The organism is Micromonospora pisi (assembly GCF_003633685.1).
Taxonomy (GTDB): domain Bacteria; phylum Actinomycetota; class Actinomycetes; order Mycobacteriales; family Micromonosporaceae; genus Micromonospora_G; species Micromonospora_G pisi.
Genome location: NZ_RBKT01000001.1, coordinates 2,818,255 through 2,844,378 on the forward strand (window position 1 = coordinate 2,818,255; position 26,124 = coordinate 2,844,378).

General features: G+C 70.4%; 22 protein-coding genes. 11 read left to right on the forward strand and 11 right to left on the reverse strand.

All coding sequences use genetic code 11. The features are described 5' to 3' along the window. Window positions 1-182: 182 nt before the first annotated feature. From icmA to BDK92_RS11535, 4 genes are all read right to left on the reverse strand, one after another. Complete coding sequence (gene icmA, locus BDK92_RS11520; protein WP_121156706.1) at window positions 183-1,871, reverse strand: coenzyme B12-dependent isobutyryl-CoA mutase large subunit; 1,689 nt, start codon at window positions 1,869-1,871, stop codon at window positions 183-185. 177 nt (window positions 1,872-2,048) lie between these two features. Further along, on the reverse strand, window positions 2,049-2,474 hold the full coding sequence (locus tag BDK92_RS11525) for an Asp23/Gls24 family envelope stress response protein (protein ID WP_121156707.1): 426 nt from the start codon (window positions 2,472-2,474) through the stop codon (window positions 2,049-2,051). Window positions 2,475-2,744: 270 nt separating this feature from the next. Further along, a complete protein-coding gene (meaB, locus tag BDK92_RS11530) occupies window positions 2,745-3,722 on the reverse strand; it encodes a methylmalonyl Co-A mutase-associated GTPase MeaB (RefSeq protein ID WP_121156708.1) in 978 nt (325 codons plus the stop codon). Next, window positions 3,719-4,918 carry an acetyl-CoA C-acetyltransferase gene (locus tag BDK92_RS11535; protein ID WP_121156709.1) on the reverse strand — a complete coding sequence of 400 codons (1,200 nt, stop codon included), beginning with the start codon at window positions 4,916-4,918 and terminating at the stop codon, window positions 3,719-3,721. The genes meaB and BDK92_RS11535 overlap by 4 nt, the downstream gene beginning before the upstream one ends. Window positions 4,919-4,983: 65 nt before the next feature. Between BDK92_RS11535 and mce the strand changes: the two genes are divergently transcribed. Continuing rightward, window positions 4,984-5,457, forward strand: coding sequence for a methylmalonyl-CoA epimerase (gene mce / locus BDK92_RS11540; protein WP_121156710.1), 474 nt, complete (start codon window positions 4,984-4,986; stop codon window positions 5,455-5,457). A 117-nt stretch (window positions 5,458-5,574) separates the two neighbouring features. Here the strand turns inward: mce and BDK92_RS11545 are convergent, their stop codons facing one another. Continuing rightward, window positions 5,575-6,456 (reverse strand): phytanoyl-CoA dioxygenase family protein, encoded by an 882-nt coding sequence (locus tag BDK92_RS11545; protein WP_121161994.1) that lies wholly within the window; start codon window positions 6,454-6,456, stop codon window positions 5,575-5,577. 172 nt (window positions 6,457-6,628) lie between these two features. Between BDK92_RS11545 and BDK92_RS11550 the strand changes: the two genes are divergently transcribed. The 6 genes from BDK92_RS11550 (at window position 6,629) to BDK92_RS11575 (ending at window position 15,726) form a co-directional block, all read left to right on the forward strand. Beyond that, window positions 6,629-7,579: a TIGR03621 family F420-dependent LLM class oxidoreductase gene (locus BDK92_RS11550; protein WP_147456960.1), complete on the forward strand. Its 951-nt coding sequence runs from the start codon at window positions 6,629-6,631 to the stop codon at window positions 7,577-7,579. A gap of 314 nt (window positions 7,580-7,893) precedes the next feature. Beyond that, window positions 7,894-9,135: a coiled-coil domain-containing protein gene (locus tag BDK92_RS11555; protein ID WP_121156712.1), complete on the forward strand. Its 1,242-nt coding sequence runs from the start codon at window positions 7,894-7,896 to the stop codon at window positions 9,133-9,135. 285 nt (window positions 9,136-9,420) lie between these two features. Continuing rightward, entirely contained in the window at window positions 9,421-11,661 is a 2,241-nt protein-coding gene (locus BDK92_RS11560) for a hypothetical protein (RefSeq protein WP_121156713.1), read from the forward strand. 33 nt (window positions 11,662-11,694) lie between these two features. Further along, entirely contained in the window at window positions 11,695-12,879 is a 1,185-nt protein-coding gene (locus BDK92_RS11565) for a low temperature requirement protein A (protein WP_121156714.1), read from the forward strand. Window positions 12,880-12,988: 109 nt separating this feature from the next. Then, on the forward strand, window positions 12,989-14,263 hold the full coding sequence (locus BDK92_RS11570; protein ID WP_246016970.1) for an AI-2E family transporter: 1,275 nt from the start codon (window positions 12,989-12,991) through the stop codon (window positions 14,261-14,263). Window positions 14,264-14,421: 158 nt separating this feature from the next. Next, window positions 14,422-15,726 carry a right-handed parallel beta-helix repeat-containing protein gene (locus tag BDK92_RS11575; protein WP_121156715.1) on the forward strand — a complete coding sequence of 435 codons (1,305 nt, stop codon included), beginning with the start codon at window positions 14,422-14,424 and terminating at the stop codon, window positions 15,724-15,726. Between the two features lie 33 nt (window positions 15,727-15,759). On the opposite strand, the gene BDK92_RS11580 is transcribed toward BDK92_RS11575, so the two are convergent. The 6 genes from BDK92_RS11580 to BDK92_RS11600 are packed head-to-tail and all read right to left on the reverse strand — an operon-like array spanning window position 15,760 to window position 21,138. Beyond that, window positions 15,760-16,725 (reverse strand): Coenzyme F420 hydrogenase/dehydrogenase, beta subunit C-terminal domain, encoded by a 966-nt coding sequence (locus BDK92_RS11580; RefSeq protein WP_211349186.1) that lies wholly within the window; start codon window positions 16,723-16,725, stop codon window positions 15,760-15,762. Next, window positions 16,635-17,057 (reverse strand): ferredoxin, encoded by a 423-nt coding sequence (locus BDK92_RS39660; protein WP_211349187.1) that lies wholly within the window; start codon window positions 17,055-17,057, stop codon window positions 16,635-16,637. Before BDK92_RS39660 ends, BDK92_RS11580 begins: the two co-directional genes overlap by 91 nt. Continuing rightward, on the reverse strand, window positions 17,054-18,355 hold the full coding sequence (locus BDK92_RS11585) for a polysaccharide pyruvyl transferase family protein (protein WP_121156716.1): 1,302 nt from the start codon (window positions 18,353-18,355) through the stop codon (window positions 17,054-17,056). The genes BDK92_RS39660 and BDK92_RS11585 overlap by 4 nt, the downstream gene beginning before the upstream one ends. Before the next feature lie 22 nt (window positions 18,356-18,377). Beyond that, window positions 18,378-19,016: a PIG-L deacetylase family protein gene (locus BDK92_RS11590; RefSeq protein ID WP_121156717.1), complete on the reverse strand. Its 639-nt coding sequence runs from the start codon at window positions 19,014-19,016 to the stop codon at window positions 18,378-18,380. After that, window positions 19,016-19,879, reverse strand: a complete 864-nt coding sequence (locus BDK92_RS11595; protein WP_246016971.1) for a glycosyltransferase family protein — start codon at window positions 19,877-19,879, stop codon at window positions 19,016-19,018. The genes BDK92_RS11590 and BDK92_RS11595 overlap by 1 nt, the downstream gene beginning before the upstream one ends. Further along, complete coding sequence (locus BDK92_RS11600) at window positions 19,879-21,138, reverse strand: class I SAM-dependent methyltransferase (RefSeq protein WP_121161998.1); 1,260 nt, start codon at window positions 21,136-21,138, stop codon at window positions 19,879-19,881. Before BDK92_RS11600 ends, BDK92_RS11595 begins: the two co-directional genes overlap by 1 nt. A 179-nt stretch (window positions 21,139-21,317) precedes the next feature. Here BDK92_RS11600 and BDK92_RS11605 point away from each other — a divergent pair, with 179 nt between their 5' ends. The 4 genes from BDK92_RS11605 (at window position 21,318) to BDK92_RS11620 (ending at window position 26,031) form a co-directional block, all read left to right on the forward strand. Further along, window positions 21,318-22,358: an NAD-dependent epimerase/dehydratase family protein gene (locus BDK92_RS11605; protein WP_121156718.1), complete on the forward strand. Its 1,041-nt coding sequence runs from the start codon at window positions 21,318-21,320 to the stop codon at window positions 22,356-22,358. Continuing rightward, on the forward strand, window positions 22,355-23,524 hold the full coding sequence (locus BDK92_RS11610) for a class I SAM-dependent methyltransferase (protein ID WP_170208552.1): 1,170 nt from the start codon (window positions 22,355-22,357) through the stop codon (window positions 23,522-23,524). The genes BDK92_RS11605 and BDK92_RS11610 overlap by 4 nt, the downstream gene beginning before the upstream one ends. Window positions 23,525-23,608: 84 nt before the next feature. Continuing rightward, window positions 23,609-24,523, forward strand: coding sequence for a glycosyltransferase family 2 protein (locus BDK92_RS11615; protein ID WP_170208553.1), 915 nt, complete (start codon window positions 23,609-23,611; stop codon window positions 24,521-24,523). After that, window positions 24,523-26,031 (forward strand): lipopolysaccharide biosynthesis protein, encoded by a 1,509-nt coding sequence (locus BDK92_RS11620; RefSeq protein WP_170208554.1) that lies wholly within the window; start codon window positions 24,523-24,525, stop codon window positions 26,029-26,031. The genes BDK92_RS11615 and BDK92_RS11620 overlap by 1 nt, the downstream gene beginning before the upstream one ends. Window positions 26,032-26,124 lie beyond the last annotated feature (93 nt).

Here is a 26,124-nt window from a genome sequence, read left to right on the forward strand (position 1 = left end):
GCGGGCCCTGCCGACGTAGAGCCCGGCCGTCCTCGGCCCGCCGCCACCCGTCGACGGTGACCATCAACACCAGCCCGCAGAGGGCGAGCACGTACGACCCCTGCCCCCGCAGCCACCGCGAGGTTAGGAAGGGCCCCTTCCGCTACCGAAAACGATAAGAAGGGGCCCTTCCTTACCCGGGGTCAGAAGCGGGCGGGCTCGCGGTAGATGCCCCACTCGGCGCGGAGGGCGTCGCAGATCTCACCGAGGGTGGCCTCGGCGCGTACCGCGTCGAGCATCGCCGGGATCATGTTCTCCTCGGTCCGGGAGACCGCCACCATCCGGGCCAGGGCCGCCTCGACCCGGGCGGAGTCCCGGGCGTCCTTGCGTTCGGCGAGGACCCGACGCTGTTCCAGCTCCACCTCGTGCGAGATGCGCAGGATCTCCAGCTCCTTGGCGACCGTGCCGGTGTGCACGTTCACTCCGACGATCTTCTTGTCGCCCTTCTCCAACGCCTGCTGGTAGCTGAACGCCGCCTCGGCGATCTGGCCGGTGAACCAGCCGTCCTCGATCCCGCGCAGGATGCCGGAGGTCATCGGGCCGATGGTGTGCGGCCCGTCGCCACCGAGTTGACGGATCCGGGCGAAGATCTCCTCCGCCTCGGCCTCGATCCGGTCGGTGAGCGCCTCGACGTACCAGGAGCCGCCGAGCGGGTCGGCGACGTTGGTGACACCGATCTCCTCCATCAGCACCTGCTGGGTACGGAGGGCGATCTCGGCCGAGGAGTCGGTCGGCAACGCCAGCGTCTCGTCGAGGGCGTTCGTGTGCAGCGAGTTGGTGCCGCCGAGCACCGCCGCGAGCGCCTCCACCGCGGTCCGTACGACGTTGTTGACCGGCTGCTGTGCGGTCAGCGAGACGCCGGCGGTCTGGGTGTGGAAGCGCAGCCAGAGCGCCCGTTCGTCGGTGGCGCCGTAGACCTCGCGCAGCCACCGGGCCCAGATCCTGCGGGCCGCCCGGAACTTGGCGATCTCCTCGAAGAAGTCGAGGTGGGCGTCGAAGAAGAAGCTGAGACCGGGGGCGAAGACGTTCACGTCGAGTCCCCGGGAGAGTCCGAGTTCGACATAGCCGAAGCCGTCCGCGAGGGTGTACGCCAACTCCTGCGCGGCGGTCGAGCCGGCCTCCCGGATGTGGTAGCCGGAGACCGACAGCGGCTTGTAGCGCGGGATCTCCTGCGCGCAGTACGCCATCAGGTCGCCGATCAGACGCAGGTGCGGCTCGGGGGCGAAGAGCCACTCCTTCTGCGCGATGTACTCCTTGAAGATGTCGGTCTGCAGGGTGCCGTCCAGCTTGGACAGGTCGGCGCCCTGCCGCTCGGCGGCGACCAGGTACATGCAGAAGACCGGGACGGCCGGGCCCGAGATGGTCATCGAGGTGGTGGTGCCGGCCAGGTCGATGCCGTCGAAGAGGTTCTCCATGTCGACGGCCGAGTCGACGGCGACCCCGCAGTGCCCGACCTCGCCGAGCGACTGGGCGTCGTCGGAGTCGCGTCCCATCAGGGTCGGCATGTCGAAGGCGACGGAGAGGCCGCCACCGCCGGCGCCGAGGATCATCTTGTAGCGCTCGTTGGTCTGCTGGGCGTTGCCGAAGCCGGCGAACTGCCGGATGGTCCAGGTCCGGCCCCGGTAGCCGGTCGGATAGAGACCCCGGGTGTACGGGTACTCGCCCGGCCAGCCGATCCGCTCGAAGCCGGGGTGGTCGGTGCCGGCTGGCGGTCCGTAGACCGGTTCGACGGGCATGCCGGACAGGGTGGTGAAGTCGGCGTCGCGTTTGCGGGCCGTGTCATACCGGGCCTGCCAACGGGCCCGGCCGGCATCGATCTCGTCGGCGTTCATCCGGAGTGCTCCTCCTCGAGTCCTCGACTGCAGGTCGAGCATAGAGGGCGTTCCTGAACGATCGCTAAGCCAGCATGCCGGTCAGGACCTTCCGCCACCGGATCGGCGGAGATCCGGGGGCGAAAGGTCCCAGAACAATGGCAATTAGGTAACTGGCCGACCTACCGGCGTACCGGCTCAGGCTCCGGCTGCCGGCGCCGGCAGTTCGATGTCGTCGACGTTCACGTTCACCTCGGTCACCTGGAGGCCGTACTTCTCGACCGCCTCGATCACCTTGACCCGTACCGCCTCGGTCACCTCGCCCACGACCTGGCCAGCCTCGATCACGATGACGATGTTGATGACGGCGGCGGTGCCCTTCACCTCCACCGAGACGCCGCGTCCGGCGTCCCCCACCTCGTCCAGCCCGACCCGGTCCAGCACGCTGTTGAAGAACCGGGACACGTCCCCACCGAGATCGGCGACGCCCGGCACCTCGCGGGCCGCCGTACCGGCGATCTTCTCCACGACCTCCTCGGAGATCGCGGTGGTGCCGCGCGGCGCCGCAGTGGCCTCCGCTGCGGTCCCGGCGTCGCCCGTGGTGTTCTGCACAACCTCGCTCATGCTTGCTTCTCCCCTGGTCTCGGCGCCGACCCGGCGCCCTGCGCGATCAGGGAGCCTACTCGCCAGTCCCCGGGCACGGAGTCACCTGACGGACAGTGTCCACCTGGGACGGAGCTGTCCTGGCAGGTCCGGGACCGTCCTCAGGCGCCGGTCGGCGCCGCCCGCCCCGGTGCCGGCGCCCCGACGCGGACGCCGACGGCCCGGACCGGACGAGTTCGGCGGCACCGTCCAACAGGGCGGTTCGGCGTCGCGGGTGCCGCCGCCTCCACCTCAGCCGGCGGCGCGCTGGTCCAGCTCCGCGAGCAGGTCACCGGCGGCGGCGTACGGATCCAGCGAACCGTCGGCGACCTTGGCGGCGAGGGTGGCGAGTCCGGTGCCGGCGTGCAACGAGCCGATCCGGGCCCGCAACACACCGAGCGCGATCGCCTCCACCTCGGCGGCGGCCCGCGCCTCGCGGCGACGCCGCAGTTCGTCGTGCTCGACCAGCCAGGCCCGGTGCCGTTCGACCGCGCCGAGGATGTCGTCGATCCCCTCGGGGCGGGCCGCGACCGCGCGGACCACCTGCGGACGCCACTGCCCGGGGCCACGCTCGCCGAGGGCGATCATCCCCTGGATGTCGCGGACCGTGGCGTCGGCGCCGTCCCGGTCGGCCTTGTTGATGACAAAGACGTCGGCGATCTCCAGGATGCCCGCCTTGACCGCCTGGATCGCGTCGCCCATGCCGGGCGCGAGCAGCACCAGCGTGGTGTCCGCGAGCGAGGCGACCTCGACCTCGGCCTGTCCGACGCCGACCGTCTCGACCAGCACCACGTCGCAGCCGGCCCCCTCCAGCACCCGTACCGCCTGGGGCGTCGCCGCGGCCAGTCCGCCGAGGTGCCCCCGGCTGGACATGGACCGGATGAAGACACCCGGGTCGGTGGCGTGCTCCTGCATCCGTACCCGGTCGCCGAGGATCGCCCCGCCGGTGAACGGACTCGACGGGTCGACGGCGAGCACCCCGACCCGGCGGCCCTCGGCCCGCAGGGACCGGACCAGCTCGTTGGTGGTGGTCGACTTGCCCACCCCGGGCGCGCCGGTCAGCCCGATCACCTGGGCCCGCCCGGTGTACGGCGCGAGTGCCGCGGCCACCTGCGGCAGCAGTTCGTCGCCGGACTCGACCAGGGTGATCAGACGCGCCACCGCCCGGGCATCACCGTCGCGTGCCCGGGCGACCAGCAGCGGTACGTCGCGACCGCGTCGCACCGTCACTTTCGCTCGCCGGCACCGCTCGGTACGTGAATGATCAACGCGTCGCCCTGGCCACCGCCGCCGCAGAGCGCCGCCGCGCCGGTGCCGCCGCCCCGCCGACGCAGCTCCAACGCGAGCGTCAGGACCAGCCGCGCGCCGGACATGCCGATCGGGTGACCGAGGGCGATCGCGCCGCCGTTGACGTTGACGATCTCGTCACTGATCCCCAGGTCACGGGTGGACTTGATGCCGACCGCCGCGAACGCCTCGTTGATCTCGACAAGGTCCAGGTCGGCGATGCCGAGACCGGCCTTGCGCAGCGCCTGGTTGATCGCGTTGGACGGCTGCGAGTGCAGCGAGTTGTCCGGGCCGGCCACGTTGCCGTGTGCGCCGATCTCGGCCAGCCAGGTGACCCCGAGCTCGATCGCCTTGGCCTTGCTCATCACCACGACCGCCGCCGCGCCGTCCGAGATCGGCGAGGAACTGCCCGCGGTGATCGTGCCGTCCGGGGTGAAGGCGGGCCGCAGCCGGGCCAGCGTCTCGACCGTCGTCTCCGGGCGGATCCCCTCGTCGGCGCTGATCACCAGCGGGTCACCCTTGCGCTGCGGCAGGTGGATCGGGACGATCTCGTCGGCGAAGATGCCGTTCTTCTGTGCGGCGGCGGCCCGCTGGTGGCTGGCCGCCGCGAAGGCGTCCTGCTCCTGCCGGGTGATGCCGTGCCGGGCCCCGTGCCGCTCGGTCGACTCCCCCATCGCGCAGCAGTCCCAGGGATCGGTGAGCCCGTCCAGCGCCATGTGGTCCTTGACCACCACGTCGCCGTACTTGTAGCCGGCGCGCTGGTTGAGGAGCAGGTGCGGGGCGTTGGTCATCGACTCCATGCCGCCGGCCACCACCACGTCGAACTCACCGGCCCGGATCAACTGGTCGGCGAGGGCGATCGCGTCAAGCCCGGAGAGACAGACCTTGTTGATCGTCAGGGCCGGTACGGACATCGGGATGCCGGCCTCGACCGCGGCCTGGCGGGCGGGGATCTGACCGGCCCCGGCCTGGAGCACCTGCCCCATGATCACGTACTGCACCTGCTCCGGGGCCACCCCGGAACGCTCCAGGGCACCCCGGATGGCGATCCCGCCGAGCTTGGTGGCGGGCAGGTCCTTGAGGTTGCCCAGAAGCCGCCCCATCGGGGTACGCGCACCGCTGACGATCACCGAAGCCATGACTCTCCGCCTCCGAGGGGTGGGCCGATCGTGCACCTTAACGATTGTTCGGCCAGACTAGCGCCATGGCAGAAGAGCACCCCGACGAGACCGCTGCGGACTACGTCACAGACATCGGCCTCCGACGTATCGACCACGTCGGTGTAGCGGTCGCCGACCTTGACACCGCGATCGAGTTCTACCAGCGGGTCTTCGGCATGAGGTGCGTACACACCGAAGTCAACGCCGAACAGGGCGTACGCGAGGCGATGCTCCAGGTCGGGCCGACCCCCGACGGCGGCCACCTGCAGCTACTCGCACCGCTGTCATCGGAGTCGACGATCGCGAAGTTCCTCGACCGGTCCGGGCCGGGCGTGCAGCAGGTGGCGTACACGGTGGTGGACGTGGACGTGGCCAGCGCCGTCCTGCGCGAGCGGGGCATGCGCCTGCTCTTCGACACCCCGCGACGCGGCACCGCCGGCTCGCGGATCAACTTCGTGCACCCGAAGGACGCCGGCGGGGTGCTGGTCGAACTGGTGGAACCCGCCGCCCAGCACTGAACCGGCGCACGGCGCTGAACCCACGCACGGCACTGAACCGCGTACGTGCTGGGGCACCGCTGGCGGACCGGTCGGGGGGAGCCGGCCGGTCCGCCAGCGGGCTGCGGTGGGGCCGGGTCAGGCCGGCACGGTGTCGTACGAGCGGATCAGGTCGGCCGGCAGCGGCTCCAGGTCGGTCGCGCGCAGGAAGTCGCCGAGGGTGGTGCCGGTGCACTCGGAGTCGACGTTGCGCGCACCCGCGCGTACCTCGACGTCACGGCGGTTCACCGCCCGGAAGTCGATGGAGAAGCGCGTCCTGCCGGAGGTGTTCGGCACGGTGGTGTGCAGTTGTGCACCGGAGAAGAGCAGCACACCGCCGGGCGGGGTGATGACCCGGATGTCCGGCTCGCGGTTGATCTGTTCCTCGGCCTCCGGCTGCTTGCGCGTCTCCATGTCGACCTGCTGCGCGGCGGCGGTACGCCCGTGCGCCACCCACTGCGCGTAGTTGTAGTCGCGGGAACTGTTGCGCACCCCGGCGTCGAAGTACGGCGGATGGAAGGCCATCACGTTGGCCTCTTCGACGTCGTACACCGGCATCCAGAAGTTGAGCTGCGACATCGGGGCGGAGAACCAGGTGTCCCGGTGGGACTCGAACTGGAGGGTGAGGCCGGCGTTGAGGTACTCGCTGGTCATGCTCCGCAACCGGGGTACGTCGAAGTAGGTCTGCTCCAGGTCGGCGCCGAGATCGGCGAGCATGCCCCGGACCAGTTCCTTGCTACGCGGGTGGTTGATGAAGGTCGGTTTGAGGTCGGCCAGCACCCGTACGTAGTCGGGTCCGGCGAGGTGGTGTTGCGCGTCCGGCGGGAAGTGCGGCGCGAACGCCGACTCCGCCATCTCCCGGGCGAAGGCGACCAGTGCCATCGAGTGCGGGGTGGGCGAGTAGACGAACAGGTCTCCGCCGAAAAGCTTGCGCCGCCGCTCGTCGTCGGACATGGGCGAATCGAAGTACACCACCGTCATAGCGGCCTCCTGCGCGAAGGGATCCCAGCCGGGGGTCACGGTAAGCCGCACCACCGTGAACCCGAAAGGACCTCCGGGACGGACCTGAGCCGGTTGTCGACAATCCGACTTGGGCGCGACCGTCGCCGCGAAGACCGGCCGTAGGTCGCACCGGTCCGCCTACAGTCTGGCGATGCCCCCGCTCCCGTTCCGCTTCACCGCCTCGATGCCGCCGCTGAACCGGCCGGTGCCGCAGTGGCGCGACGAGATCCGCCGGATCGAACAGCTCGGCTTCAGCTCGGTGTCGGTCTCCGACCACTTCACCGGCGGCTGGGCGATGGACCCGCTGGTGGCGATGACCGTGGCGGCCGAGGCGACCACCCGGCTCCGGGTGCTCGGCATGGTCTTCTGCAACGACTTCCGGCACCCGGTGCTGCTGCACAAGTCGATGGCGAACCTCGACGTCTTCTCCGGTGGCCGGGTGGAGGTCGGGCTCGGCGCCGGCTGGCTACGCGACGACCACGACGCGGCCGGGCTCCCGTTCGACCCGGCCGGGGTACGCGTCGACCGCCTGGCCGAGGCGATCGAGGTGGTCACCGGCCTCTTCGGCGACAAGCCGGTGACCTTCACCGGCCAGCACTACCAGCTCACCGAACTCGACGGCCTGCCCAAGCCGGTGCAGCGGCCCCGGCCTCCCCTGTTGGTCGGTGGTGGCAGCCGTCGGGTGCTCGAACTGGCCGGCCGCACGGCCGACATCGTCGGGGTCAACCCACGGCTCGCGCCGGACGTGGACCCGCTCGCCGCCGTCGCCGAGATGAGCCCGGAGCGGATGGACCGGAAGGTGGCCTGGGCCCGGGACGCCGCGCTCGCCGCCGGCCGCGATCCGGGCGCGCTCGAGTTCCAGTTGCGGATGTTCGACGTACGGGTGAACCACCGAGGGGTCGAGCACCGCTCCACGTCGAGCCACGCCGCACTCGCCGACCCGGCCGCGCTCGCCGCCTCCCCGTCGGTGCTGCACGGCGAGGTCGAGGAGTGTGTGGAGAAGTTGCTCGCCCTGCGCGAGCGGTACGGCATCAACTACCTGCACCTCGGCGGCAACCTGGAGGCGGCGGCCCCGATCGTGGCGCGGCTCGCCGGCCGCTGATCCGCCGACCGGTGACCTGGTACGTGACAACTATTCCGGTGATCGACTGATTGCCTTTCCACCGGTTCGATCGAGGTCTATTCGCTCGTTCAGGCAAACGTCGGTGTCCGTTGGGACCTACGACGGGAAAGGAACGGCACCTGGTCTCGTCGATCCCCGCCGGGCAGCCGGAACACCCGTCGCCGACCCCGGGAGCTGGCAAGATCACGCCAGCGTACGCCAGGCCGGGCGTCCCTCGTTGACCATGTGAACGGCGCGTGATAACGCCGGTCAGCTCTTGCGAAGGCCCCCGGTGTGTCTGCAAGTATGTCCCAATGCCCCAGCAGCAGTCCTCCCCTCTTACGTTCTTCGAGAACGCGAACTCTCAGCCCGACTTCACGGTCGCCCTTCGTGGCTACGACCGGGAGCAGGTCAACGGCCACCTCGGGCGGCTGACCGCGGCGCTGGCCCAGTCCGAGCAGGCACGCGCCGAGGCCGAGCAGCGGATGAACGACGCCCAGCGTCGGCTCCGCCAGGCCGAACAGCGCCTCACCTCGGTCGAGCAGAAGCTCACCGACACCAACAAGCAGCTTGAAGAGAACAGCCGGCCCACCCTCTCGGGGCTCGGCACTCGGGTCGAGCAGATCCTCCGGCTCGCCGAGGAGCAGGCGAACGACCACCGCAGCGAGGCCAAGCGCGAATCCGAGGGCATCCTCTCGGCCGCCCGGCTCGAGGCCCGTGAGATCACTGACAAGGCGCGGGCTGAGGCTGCCGCGATGAAGGCGACCGCCGAGCGGGAGGCGGGCGCCGTCCGTACCACCGCCGAGCGGGAAGCCGCCGAGGTCCGGGTGCAGGCCCGTCGCGAGGCCGACACGCTGCGTGCGGACGCGGATCGGGAGACCAAGCAGCTTCGTACGGTCACCGCGCACGAGGTGGCCGAGCTGAAGTCCACGGTCGAGCGCGAGGTCGCCACCCTGCGGGCGACCGCCGAGCGGGAGATCACCCAGCAGCGCGCGAAGGCCGCTCGGGAGGCCGAGGAGAAGCGCGCCGAGGCGACGAAGCTGCTCACCGATGCCCGCGACAAGCGGGACAAGGACCTGCAGGCGTTGGAACTCCAACTGGCCGAGCGCCGGGAGAAGTCCGAGCGCGAGGAGTCGGAGCGGCACGCCGCCCAGGTGGCGCAGACCCAGAAGCTGGTCGGCGAGGCCGAACAGCGGGCTCGTGCGGCCCAGGAACGGGCCAAGGAGATCGAGCAGCGCGCCGAGGCGCGGCGAATCGAGTCCGAGCGCAGCGCGCAGGAGACCGTGGAGAAGGCGAAGGCGCTGGCCGACAAGACCCTGAACGAGGCGCGGGCCGAGTCGAACCGGCTGCTCAACGAGGCGCGTACCGAGGCGGACCTGACCACGCAGGCGGCTCGCCGCGAGGTCGAGGACCTGACCCGGCAGAAGGACGCGGTCACCTCCCAGCTCGGGCAGATGCTGTCCGGCCTGGCCGGGATCGTGCCGACCGCGCCGCCGAAGGCGGAGGTCAAGCAGGACGACGCCGAGGAGCGGAAGACCGCGGACACGGCGAGCTGACCTGGTTCATCCGGCGGTCGCCGGACTGGTCGGACGGATTGTCGGGCCGGCTCCGTCCCGTTCCTCGGGACGGAGCCGCCGAGCGGGGCAGGAGAGTACGTGGGGCCGTACCGGACATGACCGGTACGGCCCTGCGGCCTGTCCGGGTTCAGCCGCGCGCTGGCGGGCAAGAACGACCCACCCTACCGAATCGGGCAGACGGTACAATAAGGAAGTAGTTACCTTCATCCCATCGGGCCGGACCGTATCGCCGCGAGACGACACAGCGCATGTGAGGATGGTGACATGTCGCACGGCGAGGAACTGTTTGCTCTTGGCGGGGAAGTGGCTACGGAGCCCAGCTTCGAGTCGGCCCTGAGGGGCTATGACAAACGGCAGGTGGACCGGTACGTCGTTCGGGCGGAGAACGAGATCACCACGCTCGCCGCCGAACGCGAACAGGCGTTCACCCAGATCCACAAGCTCGCCGGCCAGGTCGAGCAGCTACAACGAGAGCTCGCCGAGGTCCGGCGCCAGTCCGGCACGGTCGACCCGATGTCGCTACGGCACCTCGGCCCCGTCGTCGGGCAGATGCTGGCCCTGGCCGAGGAACAAGCCAAGATCGTCCAGTCGGACGCCATGCGGGTCGCCGAGGCACAGCGTACGGAGGCCGACCGCATCCTCACCGAGGCCCGCGATCACGCGGCCACCGCCCTACGCGACTTCGAACTCGCCCTCGCCGCCCGCCGCCGCGAGGAGGAACAGACCGCCGCGAACCGCAAGTCCAAGGCCGACGCGGAGGTGGCCGCCGCGACCCAGGAGGCCACCCGCCTCCGGGAGGCCGGCAAGGCCGCGCACGAGCAGGGGCACCGGGAGGGCGCGATGCTGCGCCAGGCCGGCGAGGCGGCCCTGGCCAAGGCGCGGCAGGAGAGCGAAGCCACCCTGGCCAAGGCCCGTAAGGAGAGCGAGGCGACCCGAGCCAAGGGCAAGCAGGACAGCGAGGCCGCGCTCGCCAAGGCCCGGCAGGAGAGCGAGGCCACCCTGACCAAGGCCCGCAAGGAGAGCGAGGCGACCCTCGCCAGGGCCCAGCAGGAGGCGACCCGGCTGCGCGATGCCGCCAAGGCCGCGCTTGCCAAGGCCAAGCAGGACAGCGAAGCGACCCTGGCCAAGGCCCGCCAGGACGGCGAGACCTCGCTGTCCCAGGCCCGCCAGGAGGCGACCCGGCTGCGCGACATCGCCCAGGCCACGCTCGCCAAGGCCAAGCAGGACAGCGAAGCCGCCCTGGCCAAGGCGAAACAGGACAGCGAAGCGGCCCTGGCCAAGGCGCGGCACCAGTGCGAGGCGATGACCACCAAGGCCCGGCAGGACGGCGAGGCGACCCTCGCCGAGGCCCAGCGGCAGGCCGCGCAGCTCCGCGAGGCCGGCGAGACGGCACTGGCCAAGGGACGGCAGGAGGGCGCCCGGCTGCGCGAGGCCGGCGAGGCCGCCCACGCCAAGGCCCAGCAGGCGGCGGAGCGGGTCACCGAGGAGACCGCGGAGATCGTCCGACGGTCCCGGGTGGACGCTGACGCGTACGTGGAACAGGTCCGCGCCCAGACGCAGCGGGAGCTGGACGGCTGGCGGGCCAGCGTGGACCACGAGATCGAACAGAAGCGGGCCACCATCGACGACGAGATCGCCGCCCGCTGGAGCACCGCGGAGCAGGAGCTGAACGCCCGGCGTGCCGCCTCGGAGCAGGAGTTCGCGCAGTGGCGGACCAGCATCGAGCAGCAGCACGCGACGCAGCGGGCGGAGTTGGAGCGGGAAGCCGCCGAGATCCGGCGCGTCGCCGACGAGCACGCCGTGCAGGTGCAGCAGCAGGCCGAGGAGCACCTCGCCACCGCGCGGCGGGAGGCCGAGGAGCAGGCGGCCGCTGCCCGGCGCCAGTTCGAGGAGTACACCGCCACCGCACAGCAGCACCTCGCCACCACCCAGCAGCATCTGGCCACCACCCAGCAGGAGGCCGCCGCCGGTCGGCAGCAACTGGCCGAGGTGATGCAGGAGATCGCCAAGGCCCAGCAACAACTCGCCGACCTGCGGCAGGAGACGGTCGCCTCCCGCCAGGAGGCGGACAGCATCCAGCGCCGCCTGGCCGAGGCCCACCAGCAGTTGGCCGGCGAGCAGGAGCGACTGACCGGCACCCAGCGCTCTGCCGAGCACGCGGAACAACTGGTGGCGGAGGCCGGCGCCGACGTACAGCGAGCGGCCGACAGCGCCGTCGAGCGCCCTGCGGCCCGGCCCAGTCCGACCGCACCGGCGGAGGCGCCGGTCAACGCGGACGCGATCACCAGCGACGTGAACGGCGAGCCGACCGTCGCCGCGGTTCCGGGTGAGGGGGGCCGGGAGGCGACCGCCACCAAGATCACCAGTACCGGCGACAGCGGGAAGCTCAGCGCGAAGCCGACCACCGACGAGCGGAGCGCCAAACCCACCACCGACGAGCGGAGCGCCAAACCGAAGAAGGTGTCGGTCGACGCCGAGCAGAAGGTCTCCGTCGAGTCCGAGTAACGGCCTCGTCGAGCCTGATCAGCCGGACCGCGGATGAGGGTCAGCGACAAGGCCGCGCTGGAACGCGACCCGGAGGGTTCGCGCCGGGTCAGTCTCCTGGAACTCTTCTTCGACCTGGTGTACGTCGTCGCGTTGGCGCTGATCTCGGGTCACCTCGCGACCCACCACACCTGGCTCGGCGCCCTCGAGTCGCTGCTGCTCCTGATGGGCATGTGGTGGGTCTGGTCGATCACGGCGTTCCTCACCGACCTGTACGACCCGCAGCAGATCTCGATCAAGCTGATCACCATCACGGTGATGCTGGGCAGCCTGCTGATGGCGGCGACGCTGCCCCGGGCCTTCGGCGAGTACGGCCTGGTCTTCGCGTGCGCCTATGTCGGCATCCACTTCAGCCGTGGACTCTTCCTCGTCCCACTGCTGCGGGGACAGCAGGCACAGAAACGCGCGATCCGGATCTTCTTCTGGTTCGCCCTCTCCGCCGTACCGTGGATCATGGGTGGGTTCGCCGACGACCCCGGCCTCCGGGCCGGGCTCTGGGGGCTGGCGCTGGCGATCGACTACGGCGCGTTCAGCCTGGGTTATCCCACCCCGCTGCTCGGCCGGCTACCGAAGACGCAGTACAACGTCACCGCGGAGCACCTCGCGGAGCGCTACCAGCAGTTCATCATCATCGCCCTCGGTGACGGAATCCTGGTCATCGGGTTGACCTTCAGCAAGACCGAATTCGATCTCGGCCGGTCCCTGGCCTTCATCGTCGCGTTCACCAGTTCCCTGTTGCTCTGGCGGATCTACTCCCACCGGGCCGGCGAGGTGCTGCCACTGGCGATCGAGTCGGTCGTCGAGACGCGGCGGTTCTTCCGGGTCGCCCCGTACACCCACCTGGCCATGGTGGCCGGGATCGTCATCACCGCGGCCAGTTTCGAGATCATCCTTCAGGACCCGCTCGGTCACACCAACTGGGGAATGGTCCTCGTCCTGCTCGGCGGCCCCGCCCTCTTCGTGCTCGGACGCTCCCGGTTCGAGTACGAGGTCTTCGGCCGGGTCTCCAAGTCCAGGATCGTCGCGCTGCTGATCCTCACCGCGCTCACCCCCGCGATGATCCTGCTGCCGCCGGTGGCGATCGCCGCCGCCGCGACGGTCGTCCTGGCCGGGATGGCGGTGTCGGACACCGCACGCAGCTGGGGGCGGGTGCCGGAGACGCCGTCGCCGCCAGCCTGAGCAGCACCGGTCCGAGCGGGTACGGGCGGATACGGGCGGCCCGGCGGGGGCCGCGTTGGCCGGTTACCGATAACCTGCCGGAACAGCGAACGCGAGGCGGGAGGGGCCGGTGGCGGCGGAAGAACCGGAGGCGGGAACCACCGAGGACGAACGGGTCACACCGACGCCGGAACAACGCCGGGCCGGCGAGCCGGCGGCGGCCACCCGGACGGGCATCCTCGCGTCGGCCGCCCCTGCGGCGGAGCCGACCGACGGCTCGGACCGCACCGGCACCGGCACCGGCACGGAGCGCAACGACTCAGAACAGAATGGCCCGGAGGATCGGGAGTACGCCCGGGGCCGGTTCGGGCAGCCCGGCCGGCCGCTGCGCCGCAGCCCGTTCCTCATCGGCTTCACCGGTGGGCTGGGAGTGCTGCTGGCGTACGCCACCTTCCTCGCCGTCCGCGGCGCGGCCTCGATGCTGATCCTGATCTTCATCGCCCTCTTCCTCGCCATCGGGCTCAACCCCGCCGTGGCCCGGCTGCGCAAGTGGGGACTGGCGCACGGACTCGCCGTGACGGTGGTCGCGCTGACCGTGCTGCTGGTGCTCGCCGGTGGCATCCTCGCGCTGGTCCCGCCGGTGGTGACGCAGACCGGGCAGTTCCTCGAACAGGTGCCCGTGTACGTCGAGGAGCTGCGTCGCAACGCGACGGTGAACGAGTTGGTCGAGCGGTACGACCTGGTGAACCGGATCCAGGCGGCGGCGAATCCGGAGACGATCGGCCAGGCGGTCGGTGGTGTGTTCGGCGGTGCCCAGTTCATCTTCGGCGCCATCTTCAACGTGCTGACCGTGCTGGTCCTGACCATCTACTTCATGTCAGCCTTCGACCGGCTGAAGACCCTCGGCTACTCCCTGGTGCCCGCCTCACGCCGGCAGCGGGTCAGCCTGATCACGGATGAGATCCTCGCCAAGGTTGGCGCGTACATGGTCGGCGCGCTGGCGATCGCCGTACTGGCGGGGCTCTGTACGTTCGTCTTCGCCATGATCGTCGGGTTGGCGTACCCCTTCGCGCTCGCCGTCGTGGTGGCCGTCTGCGACCTGGTGCCGCAGATCGGCGCCACCCTCGGCGCGGTCATCGTCAGCCTGGTGGGATTCGCCACCGATCTGCCGGCGGGAATCGCCTGCCTCGTCTTCTTCGTCATCTACCAGCAACTCGAGAATTACCTGATCTACCCCAAGGTGATGGAGCGGTCGGTCAAGGTGAACGACGTGGCGGCGATCGTCGCGGCCCTGGTGGGAGTCGCTCTCTTCGGTGTGATCGGTGCCCTCGTGGCGATTCCGGCGATGGCGGCGATTCAGCTGATCCTGCGGGAGGTCGTGCTGCCACGTCAGCAGATACGGTGACCGGTCCCCATTGTCAGTCCACAATTTGTCACAACGAACAATTCCGTCTCTTCCAAACCCGCTTGTAGGATCATTCACGATCTCTGAGGGGGGCATCGATGACTGGTGACGAATCTTTACCACCGGTCCCCCCGCCCGCTGCCGACGAATCGGATCCGGTGACCGCGTCCACGGCGGACGGGGCGGTGCCGGCGCGTTCACCCCGGCGCGGCCCACTGCTCGTCGTGGTCATCGGTATCTGCCTCGCCGTGGTCGCCGGCACCGGCTACCTGATCGTGAGCCTCGCCGGTCCGGGACGGGACGCACCGCTGGTGATCGACCAGCCGAACACCGTGCTCTGGGGTCAGACCATCAGCCGCCCGATCGAGATCGCGGCGGACCACGTCACTCTCCGCATGCTCACGGTCGCCACCGGCGGCGATGCCGCCGTCCGGATCCGCGCCGGGATACGCGACACGGTCATCGAGGACACCCGGATCGAGTGCGCCGAGGAGCACACCGACGGCATCGTTCCCGGCGGCTACTCCGCCTTGCGGGTGCGGGTCGACGGGTGCCGGCAGCCGTTCCGGCAGAGTCCGGACGCTCCGGCCAGCATCGTCGACTCCACCGCCAACGGCCGGCCCTACACTCCCGGACGTTCGGTCGCCGCCACGCCGACGCCGAAGGACTTCGGCACCGATCCGCCCTCGGCCGAGAACGCCGCCGGCGCCCCCACCCCGATGAGCTACTGGCCCGCCGCCGAGAGCACCGGCGTACCGGCCGGCACGGTGCTGCGGGAGTCCGGTTCGCTGGACCTGCGTAAGCCGGGCGAGGTGATCAGCAACCTGAACATCACCGGCTGCGTCACCGTACGGGCGGCGAACGTGGTCCTGCGCAATTCGCGGATCACCTGCGACAGCGCCACATTCTCGATCCGGACGTACGAGTCGGCCAGCAACCTGGTGGTCGAGGACGTCGAGATCAACGGCATGGGCCGAAACTCGTCGGCGGTCTGCTGCGCCAACTACACCCTGCGCCGGGTCAACATCCACAATGTGATCGACGGTCCCCGGCTCAGCGCGAACACCACCATCGTCGATTCCTGGATCCACGATCTCGTCCGGGTGCCGGACTCACACAACGACACCTTGCAGACCACCGGCGGCGACAACATCGTGGTCCGCCACAACCGGCTCGAACCACACCGGCCCGGTACCCAGGATCCGCTGAACGCGTGCCTGATGATCGGCTCCACCACCAGCGACTCGGTGACGAACCTGCTGGTCGAGGAGAACTACTGCGACGGGGGAAACTACTCGATCGGGGTACGGGACGACCTGGTCGCGTCGAACATCGTGATCCGGGGCAACCGGTTCGGCCGCAACTTCCGGTACGGCGTCATCGCCCGCTCGGACCAGGCCGGGATCAGCTGGGACCGGGGCAGCAACGTCTGGTTCGACAGCGGCCAACCGGTCGTACCGTGAGCCCGCCGCGAGGCCGCTCGCCCCGGCCCGGCGTCAGTCGCTGATCGAGCGGTCGTCGGCGGTGTCCCGGTACGGGGTCAGCACCGCCGGCTCACGTAGCCGCTTGCGCTTGATCCGGCGGACCGTACCGACGGTCGACTGGAGCTTCTCCCGGGTGGAGAGGTGCCGGAACCACATCCGGGCCATCGGCAGCCGGCGCAGCCGAGGGGTCATCAGCCCGGCGGCCCGGAGCGTGCTCATCCGCCCCCAGACCGCACCCCGGGCACGGAGCAGGTTCGGCTGCGAGGCCGGCAGGATCTCCGCCGCCACCGGTTCCAGCACCAGCGCGCCGGCCGCGATCGCCGCCTCGACCAGGCGTACGCCCCGTTCGGTCCGGGCCAGCACGAGGGAGCGCCCCGGGTCGTCACCGGTCGGGCGGTACCACGGGTCACCGACCGCCACGTCGGCGAACTCACCGGTGTGGTCGGCGCAGAGGTAGCAGCGCCACTGTCGGTGCTTCTGCAGGATGTCGCCCCAGGACTGCTCGTAGGTGAGCGTCCGCAACTCCCCCGGCGGGTCGTCCACGGTCCGGGTCCGGGCCAGCCCTGGCCAGCCGTTGCCCCGGTAGTGCACCGACTCCACGCGGTCCGGGTCGGTCACCCCGAGCTGACGCATCATTTCCAGGGTGCCGGCGGTGCTCGGGGTGCCGGCACAGAAGACCGCGATGGTGAGGCCGACCCGGGCGTCCAGGGCGGGGCGTACCTGCCGGGCCATCCGAACCGCCGCGACGTCACAGGGTTTGCCGATGAAGACGCAGGGCGCCTCGGCCGACTCGATCAGGTCGAGCCGGTCGGCCGGGCTGGCCGGGGCGTACCGGGAGCCGGCGGCGGCGAGCAGTTCCTCGCGGCTGCGCGACAACCGGGTCTCGTTCAGGTACGGCACGTCCGCGCGGGCGCCGATGTGCAGCGTCCCGGCCATCGCCTCCTGCTCCAGGCAGTACGCGGCCAGCGCGGTGGCCACCCCGCCGCTGGAACCGGCGAATCGGATCTTCGGGTCGGCGGCGTACCCTTCCCAGATCTTCCGGACCGGCCCCAGGCCGCCCGCAGCTCCGGGATCTCCCCGGGCGCGGGCGCACTCGCCTGGTGCTCCAGCTTCACGCCGGGGCAGCAGGCCAGGGCAGCGGCGGCGCCGGTCCCGGAGCTGCTGCCGACCGGGGTGATCGGGATCGGCCGCCGACCCTGGTCGAGCACGTCGACCATGCGGATCTCGTCCGGGGCCAGGTAGGCGCAGACGCCGCAGCCGGTGCAGAGCTTGTGCGCGGCCACGTCGTGCACCGTCTGGGGCCGCGTCATCGGCGTGCTCCCGCGCCGCGCCGCGCCCGCTCGGCACGGGCCACGGCGACGATCTCGTCCATCTGCTCGCCGGCGCGGGCGACCGCCACCGGTATCCGTTCGGCGAGTTCGACGGCGGTGTCGGCCCGGGAGGTCCAGGACCGCCAGAGGGCGTCCAGCAGGTCGTCGTCGGCGAGCTTGCGGGCGTCGGCCACGTGCCGTTCCTGGCCCACGCTGGCGAAGACGCCCCTCGCCTTGAGGCTGTACGCGATGTTCGCCACCGGCACGCCGGTGGAGAGCGCGGCGATGGTGGCGTGCATCCGCATCCCGCAGAACCAGTCGGTCCGGGCGATCACCCACTTGGTCTGGTGCGGGTCCAGGCCGGGCGGGCTGACGGTGACCCGGTCGCCGTACCGCCCGACGAGAGCGGCGTGCAGCCGCTCGCTCGCGGCGGTGTCGTCGTCGGTCCCCTGGGGCGTACGCACGTGCGGCACGATGATCACGCGGGTGTCCGCCTCGTCGAGCAGGCGCTCGCAGATCCGGCGGGCCACCTCGGCGCTGTCGGCGGCGAGGCCGAACTGGGCCCTGCCCTCGGCCCGCGCCATCAGCCCGCTGACGTTGATGCCGACGACCGGGCCGCTGGCGGCGGCGAACCACCGCTCCAGCGTCTCCAGCGCGGGTTGGTCCGGCGGGCGCTGTTCCAGCGCGAAGGCCACGTCGACCCCCTCGCGGTGCCGGGTCGGGTCCAGATCGGCGCCGAGCAGTTCGCCCAGGGCCGCGTAGCTCTCCGGGTCACGGGCCCACGCCATCGCGGCACCCCGGGCGAGCGCGGCGGCCTCGGCCCGGATCCGGTCGGAGCGGAACGGCCCGTAGGTCTGCGGCAGCAGCACCAGCGGCCGGCGGCGCAGCAGGGTGAGGCGTTTGGGCCAGGCCACGGTACGGAACCGGTGCTCGCCGTAGATGTCGCTGAAGCTGTCCCCGCCGCTGACGTCGAGCACCACGTCGGCCCGGTCGATCCGGGCGACACCGGAGTTGCCGAACCCGCCGAGCGCCGCGCTGACCCGCATGTTGAGGTACGACTCGGGCCGGTGGTACCGACGGGAGTGCCGGGCGCCGGCGAGTGAGATCGACACCGGCCGACCACCGACGAAGGCGTGCCCGGACCGCTGGCCCCAGCCGTCGTCGAAGACGGTGATGTCGGCCTGTGGCTCCCGGGCCAGCAGTCCGCCGAGGGTCGCCGCCCGCAACGCCCCCACGCCCAGGTTGAGATGGGAGCCCGGTACGCCGAACAGGCAGGCGGACAGCACCTCGCCGCTCATCGGGCCGGCTCGCTGTGCTGGGTCATATCTCGATTACCGCTTTCTCACACCGGAACGCCTCGGCGTACCGGGATCGGCATTCCATGCCCCGCAGCCGGGCCAGCCCGAGGAAGACCTCGTCGTCCCACCAGTCCCGATCCTTCTGGGAGGGGTAACTGGTGTGTAGCAACTCCACCTTGCGCCGGGCCTGCTCGTCGGTGAGCGGCAGGTAAATGTTGCGCCGGCCCAGGTCACCGTCCCACTTGGGGATTTCATAGTGCAACACCGACGCGCGGCGAAACGAGGTGGGTACCAGTTCGGCCAGGGTGCGATGGTCCTGATGGGCATCGTCCGCCCCCGGCGCCAGGACCAGATCAGGACTGGTCGCGGCGGCAGCCGCGTCAATAGCCCGCTTGGCCTGTTCCCAGTGCGCGGGCACCCGGCCGTCGGGGAGTTGGTGCAGGTCGAAGTCGAGCTGGGCGTCGGGCAGGAAGGCGGCAGCGGCGGCGCGGGCCTCCGCCTGCCGGTTCGGCGTACCGGTGAGCAGCAGGTAGTGCACCCGGAGCCCGGGGTTGACCGCACCGAGTGCCAGCAGCAGGCCACCGGCGCCGATCTCGATGTCGTCCGGGTGCGCCCCGACCAGGACCAGCGAGCGGACCGAACCCAGTCGCAACGACGCCATCAGCGGATCAGGGCGTGGCTGCCGGTCGCGACCGGGGTGTCGATCCGGGCTCCGAGCGGTGCCGGGATCGGCGCCCCGCTGTGCCGGTTGGCGTCCCAGAGCATCCAGGGACAGCTGGCGGAGTGGTAGAGCTCTTCCAGCTCGGCCCGGTCCTTGAAGGTGTCGGCGGCCCGCCAGAAGCCGGTGTAGCGCTGTGCCATCAGGCGCCGTTGCGGCAGCAGCCGGTCGAACGCGTGCGGCACCATGTCCTCGCCCTCACGCAGCTCGTCGAAGATCTCCGGGCGCAGGATGAAGTAGCCGCCGTTCTCCCACTGCATCAGTTCGCGGATCGGCCGGACCCGGCTCACCTGGTCGGACTCGTCGATGTCGATCACGTGGTGGGTCGACTGCACCGGTACGGCGAGCAGGCTGGCCGTGGCGGTCGAGCCCCGGAACCGGTCGATCATCGCGGGTAGGGGCGCGTCGGTGAGGGTGTCGGCGTAGTTGGCCAGGAACATCTCCTCGCCGTCGACGTGCCGACGGACCCGCATCAGCCGCTCACCGATCGAGGCGCCGAGCCCGGTGTCGATGAAGGTGATGTTCCAGTCGGTGATGTCGGTGGCGAAGAGGCGTACGTCCCGGCCGCCCATGGTGAGGGTGAAGTCGTTGGAGAGCGTCTCGTCGTAGTGCAGGAAGTAGTCCTTCACCGCGGCGGCGCCGTACCCGAGACAGAGAATAAAGTCAGTATGTCCGAAGTGGGCGTAATAACGCATGACGTGCCAGAGCAGCGGCCTATCACCGATCATCGCCATCGGTTTGGGCGCCGAGGCGGCACCCTCCCGCATCCGCATGCCCAGTCCGCCGCAGAACAGGACGACCTTCATCAGACCACCTCAAGCTCCGGGATGGGGTAGACCAACCGGCCGCCCCACTCACGGACGTACGCCAGTTGGCTGGAGATCTCGGTACGCAGGTTCCACGGCAGCACCAGGACGTAGTCGGGACGGTCCTGGGCCAACCGCTCGGGCGCGTGGATCGGAATGTGCGTGCCGGGGAGGAACCTGCCCTGCTTGTACGGACTCCGGTCGACCGTGTACGCCAGCAGGTCGGATCGGATACCGCAGTGGTTGAGCAGCGTATTGCCCTTGCCCGGAGCCCCGTACCCGACCACCCGCTTGCCCTCCGCCCGCGCGGTGAGCAGGAAGTCGAGCAGGTTCCGCTTGATCATGAAGACCGCCTCGGCGAAGCCGCGATGCCCGTCGAGAGTGTGCAGACCGGCCTCGGCCTCCGCCTCCAGCACCGACTTGACGTTGCTCGACGGTTCCCAGCCGAGACCCGACCCGGTCGGGCCGAGATTGTCCGCCGCGGCCGGTCGGGCGTGCACCCGTAGCGACCCCCCGTGCGAGGAGAGCTCCTCGACGTCGGCCACGGCCAGACCCGCCGTGGCCAGCGCCCGCTGCGCGGTGAGCAGTGAGAGGTACTGGTAGTGCTCGTGGTAGATCGTGTCGTACTGCCGGCGTTCGATCAGACGCAGCAGGTGCGGAAACTCCAACGTGACCAGTCCGGTCGGCTTGACCAGCGCGGCCAGCCCGGCGGTGAAGCCGATCAGGTCCGGCACGTGGGCGTAGACGTTGTTGCCGGCCACCAGGTCGGCCCGGCCGTACCGGCCGGCGAGGTCCGCACCGGTCTCGGCCCCGAGAAAGTACGTCTCGGTGCGGATGCCCTTACCCCGGGCCACCTCGGCGATGTTCGCCGCCGGCTCGACGCCGAGCACCGGGATGTCCCGGGCGACGAAGTGCTGGAGCAGATAGCCGTCGTTGCTCGCCACCTCGGTGACGAGACTTTCCGGGCCGAGGCCGAGTGTCTCGGTCATCGTGTCGGCGTACCGCTTGGCGTGCGCCACCCACGAATCCGAATAGGAGGAGAAATAGGCGTAGTCGGAGAAAATGTCCTCTCCGGGCACGTACGCCGGCAGTTGCACAAGCAGACAACTGGAACAGATCCGCACATGCAAGGGGTAGAACGTCTCAGCACTGTCCAACCGGTCGGCAGGCAGGTAACTCTCGCAGAGCGGAGACATGCCGAGGTCGACGAAGGTCTCGGTCAATCCCGTGCCGCAGAGCCGACATTCCGCAATGGTCATGCCATCCACCCCGAATATTCGCCCACATCCGCGCGGCGCCCGCCGGCACGCTTCGGACACGCTAGTTCCAGCGATTAGGGGCCGGGGTGTTCAGTAAAAAGTCCGACACTACTCGTTCATGATCAGCGACCGCTCATAAACTCTGCTTCTCACCCCCGCGGACCCTCGGGAGCTTTGCCGTGCGCGTTCTCGTCACCGGTCATCACGGCTACCTCGGCAGCGTGCTCACTCCGCTGCTCCAGGCGGCGGGCCACGAGGTCACCGGCCTCGACACCGACCTCTACGCCGACTGCCTGCTCGGCCCGGCGCCGGCCGAGGTACCCAACCTCCGGCTGGACCTGCGCGACGTACGGCCGGAGCACCTCACCGGTTTCGACGCGGTCTGCCATCTGGCGGCCCTCTGCAACGACCCGATCGGCAACCTCAACGCCGAGTTGACGTACGACATCAACCACCGGGCCACGGTGCGGCTGGCCGAGGCGGCGAAGGCGGCCGGGGTGACCCGGTTCCTCTTCTCCTCCTCGTGCAGCCTCTACGGCGCCGGGCTGGACGACCGTCCGTTGGACGAACAGGCGGGCTTCGCACCGGTCACCCCGTACGGCGAGTCGAAGATCTTTTCGGAGCAGGGGCTGACGGCCCTCGCCGACGACGACTTCTCCCCCGTCTTCCTGCGCAACGCCACCGCGTACGGCTTCTCCCCGCGCCTGCGGGGCGACCTGGTGGTCAACGACCTGACCGCGAGCGCCCTGCTCACCGGCGAGGTCCGGCTCCTCTCCGACGGCACCGCCTGGCGTCCCCTGGTGCACGCCGAGGACATCTGCGCCGCCTTCCTGGCACTGTTGGAGGCGCCCCGCGAGCAGGTCCACGCGAAGGCGTACAACATCGGCGTGAGCAGCGAAAACTACCTGATCCGGGAGGTCGCGGAACTGGTCGCCGAGGTGGTGGACGGTTCCACCGTCACGTTCGCCGGTGGCGCCTCGGCCGACTCCCGCAACTACCGGGTCAGCTGCGACCTGATCGCCGCCGAGGTGCCCGGTTTCCAGCCCCGGTGGACCGTGCGCAAGGGGATCGAGGAGCTGGTCGAGGCGTACCAGCGGCACGGCCTGACGATCGAGGTGTTCCGCGGCGAGCGACACCAGCGGCTGCGCCGGATCCAGGCCCTTCAGGGGGCCGGCCGGCTCGACCAGGAACTGCGCTGGACCGCTGGCGTCCCGGCGTGAGCCGGATCTGCGACGCGTGCGGCAGCGCCGCTCTCGTCCCCTTCGCCGACCTGGGCCCGATCCCGGTCTTCTGTGGGGTGCACTGGGCCAGTCGGGACGAGGCGCTCGCCTCGCCGCTGGGCGACATGCGACTGGGCTACTGCCCGGAGTGCGCGTACGTGCGCAACCTCGCCTTCGACCCGACGGCGCTGGTCTACGACACCACCATGGACACCAACCTGCACCACTCGCCGGCCTTCCAGACCTTCTCCGCCGAACTGGTCAAGCACCTGGCGTCGCGGTATCCGCTGGCCGGCGCGACCGTGCTCGACATCGGCTGCGGCCAGGGTGAGTTCCTCCGTGAGCTGTGCCATGTCGCCGGCTGCCGGGGCCACGGCTACGACGCGATGTACGCCGGACCGGTCGGACCGGACCCGTCCGGAGCGGTCCTCCACTCCGGGCACGCGCCGCTTGACGAGACCACGCCGACGTTCGACTTCGTCACCTCCCGGCACTGGTTCGAGCACCTGGACGACCCGCACGGCTTCCTCGTACGCCTGCGCGAACTCGCCGGCGACCGGCCGGTACGCGGCTACCTGGAGGTGCCGGACGCCTGCTACGACCTCGCCACGGCCGGCTGGGAGGTGATCTATCCGCACGTCTCCTACTTCGACGCGTACTCGCTGTGCCGGATCGTGGAACGGGCGGGTTGGCAGGTGGCGGAGACCGGTCCACTCTTCTCCGGCATGTTCCGGTTCGTGGAGATCGCGGTGAACGTGCCGGCGAGCGCCACCGGCCGGAAACTTCCCGGTCCAGCCGATCGGGACCGCCAACTGGAGTCGATCGCCGGATTCGACAACCGGCACGCGGCCGAACGGGAACACTGGCGCTCCACCATCGACCGGTTGCTCGCCGCCGGCGACCAGCCGGTGCTCTGGGGTGCCGGTTCGCGCGGCGTGCAGTTCCTGCACCTGGCCGACCCGGACGGGCGACTCGCCGCGGTGGTCGACGTCAACCCACGCAAATGGGGCAGATACCTGCCGGTGACCGGACACCAGGTAGGCTCCCCTGCGAGCCTGACCGACCTGGGCACGCGATCGGTGATCATCACCAACCCCGCGTACCGGAACGAGATCGGCACCGCGCTCCGCGAACTGGGCGTCAACGCCGAACTGCTGGTCGCCTGAGGCGACGGACAGATGGTCCCGACCGACAGGCACCCGTTCCACACCACACACCTTGTCGACGATCACTCGCAGCTGAGGAGAGTGATGGACGGAGCGCCCCGGGTGAGTCTCGGCGTTCCCCTCTACAACGCCGAGCGGTACCTCGAAAGCTGCCTGGACGCGCTGCTCGCGCAGGACTACCAGGACTTCGAGATCATCGTGAGCGACAACGCCTCCACCGACCGGACCTGGGAGATCTGCCAGCGTTACGCGGCCGTCGACCCACGATTCCGGCTGTTCCGGAACCCACGCAACTTCGGCGGCCACGTCAACTACGCCCGGGTCGCCGAACTCGCCCGGGGCGAACTGTTCAAGTGGGTCGCGTACGACGACGTCTGTCTGCCGACATTTCTCAGCACCTGCGTCGAGGCCCTGGACGCCGCAGGGTCACAGGCAGTGCTCGCCTATCCTCGTACCGTGCTGATCGACGAGGCGGGGACGGTGATCGGCCCGTACGCCGACCGGCTGAACCTGCGCGACCACCGCCCGTGGCGGCGGGTCGCCGGGGTCGCTCTCAACATCAACCTGTGTCATGCCCACTTCGGGGTCTTCCGCCTCTCCGCACTGCGCCGCACCGGGATGATCCGCCCCTTCCTCTCCTCCGACTACACCCTCGTCGCCGAGGTCGCCCGACTCGGTGAGATCCACGAGGTGGACCGGCCACTCTTCCTGCGCCGGATGCACGGCGCCTCCAGCCGGCAGGCCAAGGACGCCACGCCCGCCTCCGCCCTCTCCTGGTACGCCCAGGACAGCGGCAAGGTCCGGGCGCCCCGGCAGCGGATGCTGCTGGAGACGTTCCGCACACTCCTGAGCGGGGACGATCCGTTCGGCACCAGAATCAGCTCGGCCTGCGCGTTCCTCGGTGCCTGGTGGGCCCGGCGGGTACGGGTGTTCCTCGGCCGGTGGCGCCGCCGCCTGAGCCGACGTTCACGCACCAGCACCGCAAAGGGAAACGCCTAGTGGTCGACACCACCCCCGAAACGACGACCGGGTCCGCCCCCGCACCCACCCGCGGCCGGGTACGGTCGGCGATCGGCTGGTCGTACCTGCTCACCGCCGGCCGGGTCGGTTCGTCGGTCATCGTCACCTTCCTGCTCGCGAAGCTCCTCGGGCCGCACGAGTTCGGCCTGGTGGCGATGGCCACGGTCTTCATCCTCATCGCCCAGACGATCATCCAGCAGGGGCTGGTCTCCGCGATCGTGCAGCGGGACAAGCTCACCCCGGAACACCTTGACGCAGCCTTCGGCGTCACCCTGCTCGGCGGCCTCGGCGTCGGCGCGCTCACCGCGCTGCTCAGCCCGGTCTGGTCTCTGATCAACGGCGACCCGGACGGGTTGACCGAGGTCTGCCTCGCACTCTCCCCGCTGGTCCTGCTGCAGGGGCTGGCCATCGTGCCGGAGGCGGTGCTCCGCCGCGAGTTGCAGTTCCGCTCGGTCGCCATCCGTACGCTGCTGGCCGCCGCGATCAGCGGCATCCTCGGCATCTCGCTCGCCCTGGCCGGGGCGGGCATCTGGGCGCTGGTGGCACAACAGCTCGCCACCAGCGTGGTCAGCCTGATCGTGCTCTGGGTGGTCTGCCCGTGGCGGCCCAGCCGCCGGCCCCGGCTCGGCGCCATCCGCGACCTCTGGGCCTTCTCCGCCCACTCGGCGAACGCCGGGCTCGGCCTGATGCTCAGCTCCAAGGCCGACGTGATCTTCACCGGTATCTTCTTCGGCACCGGCGCCACCGGCATCTACCGGCTCGCCTCCCGGCTGCCGGACATGCTGGTCGACGTCACCGTCCGCTCACTGCAACAGGTCGCCCTGCCGTCGCTGTCCCGGCTCCAGGACGACCGGCGCGCGTTCGCCCTCCACCTCACCAAACTCCAGCACCTCGGCGCGATCGCCGGGCTGCCGGTGCTCGGCGTGCTGACGGCGACCGCGCACCCGCTGGTCGGCTTCCTCGGCCCGGAGTGGGCCGGCACCGAGATCCCGCTGCGGCTGCTCTGCCTCTTCGGCGCGATCAACGTGTTCGGCGTCCTGCTCGGCCCGGCACTCCAGGCGATCGGGCAGCCGGCGAAGCTCGCCGCGATCCTCTGGACCCGGGGCATCCTCGGTGTGGCGACCCTGGCCGCGGTCGGCTTCCTGCTCAACGGGCGCGACGACGTCGCCGAGGCGAGCGCCGTCGCACTCGCCGGGATCGGCATGCAGCTCGTGGTCAACGTCATCTCCATCTGGGTGACCCTGCGCCGGGCGATCGGCGCCTCGATCATCCGCTTCCTCGCCCCGACCCTGCCGGCCCTGCTGGCGGCGGGCGCCGCGGCGTTGACCCCGCTCGCCACCGACCGGATCGGGGTGAACCAGCTCAACCCGTTGCTCGGGGTCTTCGTACTCGGCGCCACGGCCGGCCTGATCGCCGCGACGGTGCTCCTGAGCATCGACCGCCGCGCCCGTCAACTGATCCTCGACCGGCTCCACCGCCGCCCCTGACCCACGCCTCACCGGCCGGACACCAGAAGCGATCGGTGTCAGAATGCCGGTCAGGCAATCCCCACGGGTACGTCCGACAACGTAGGAAGGGGC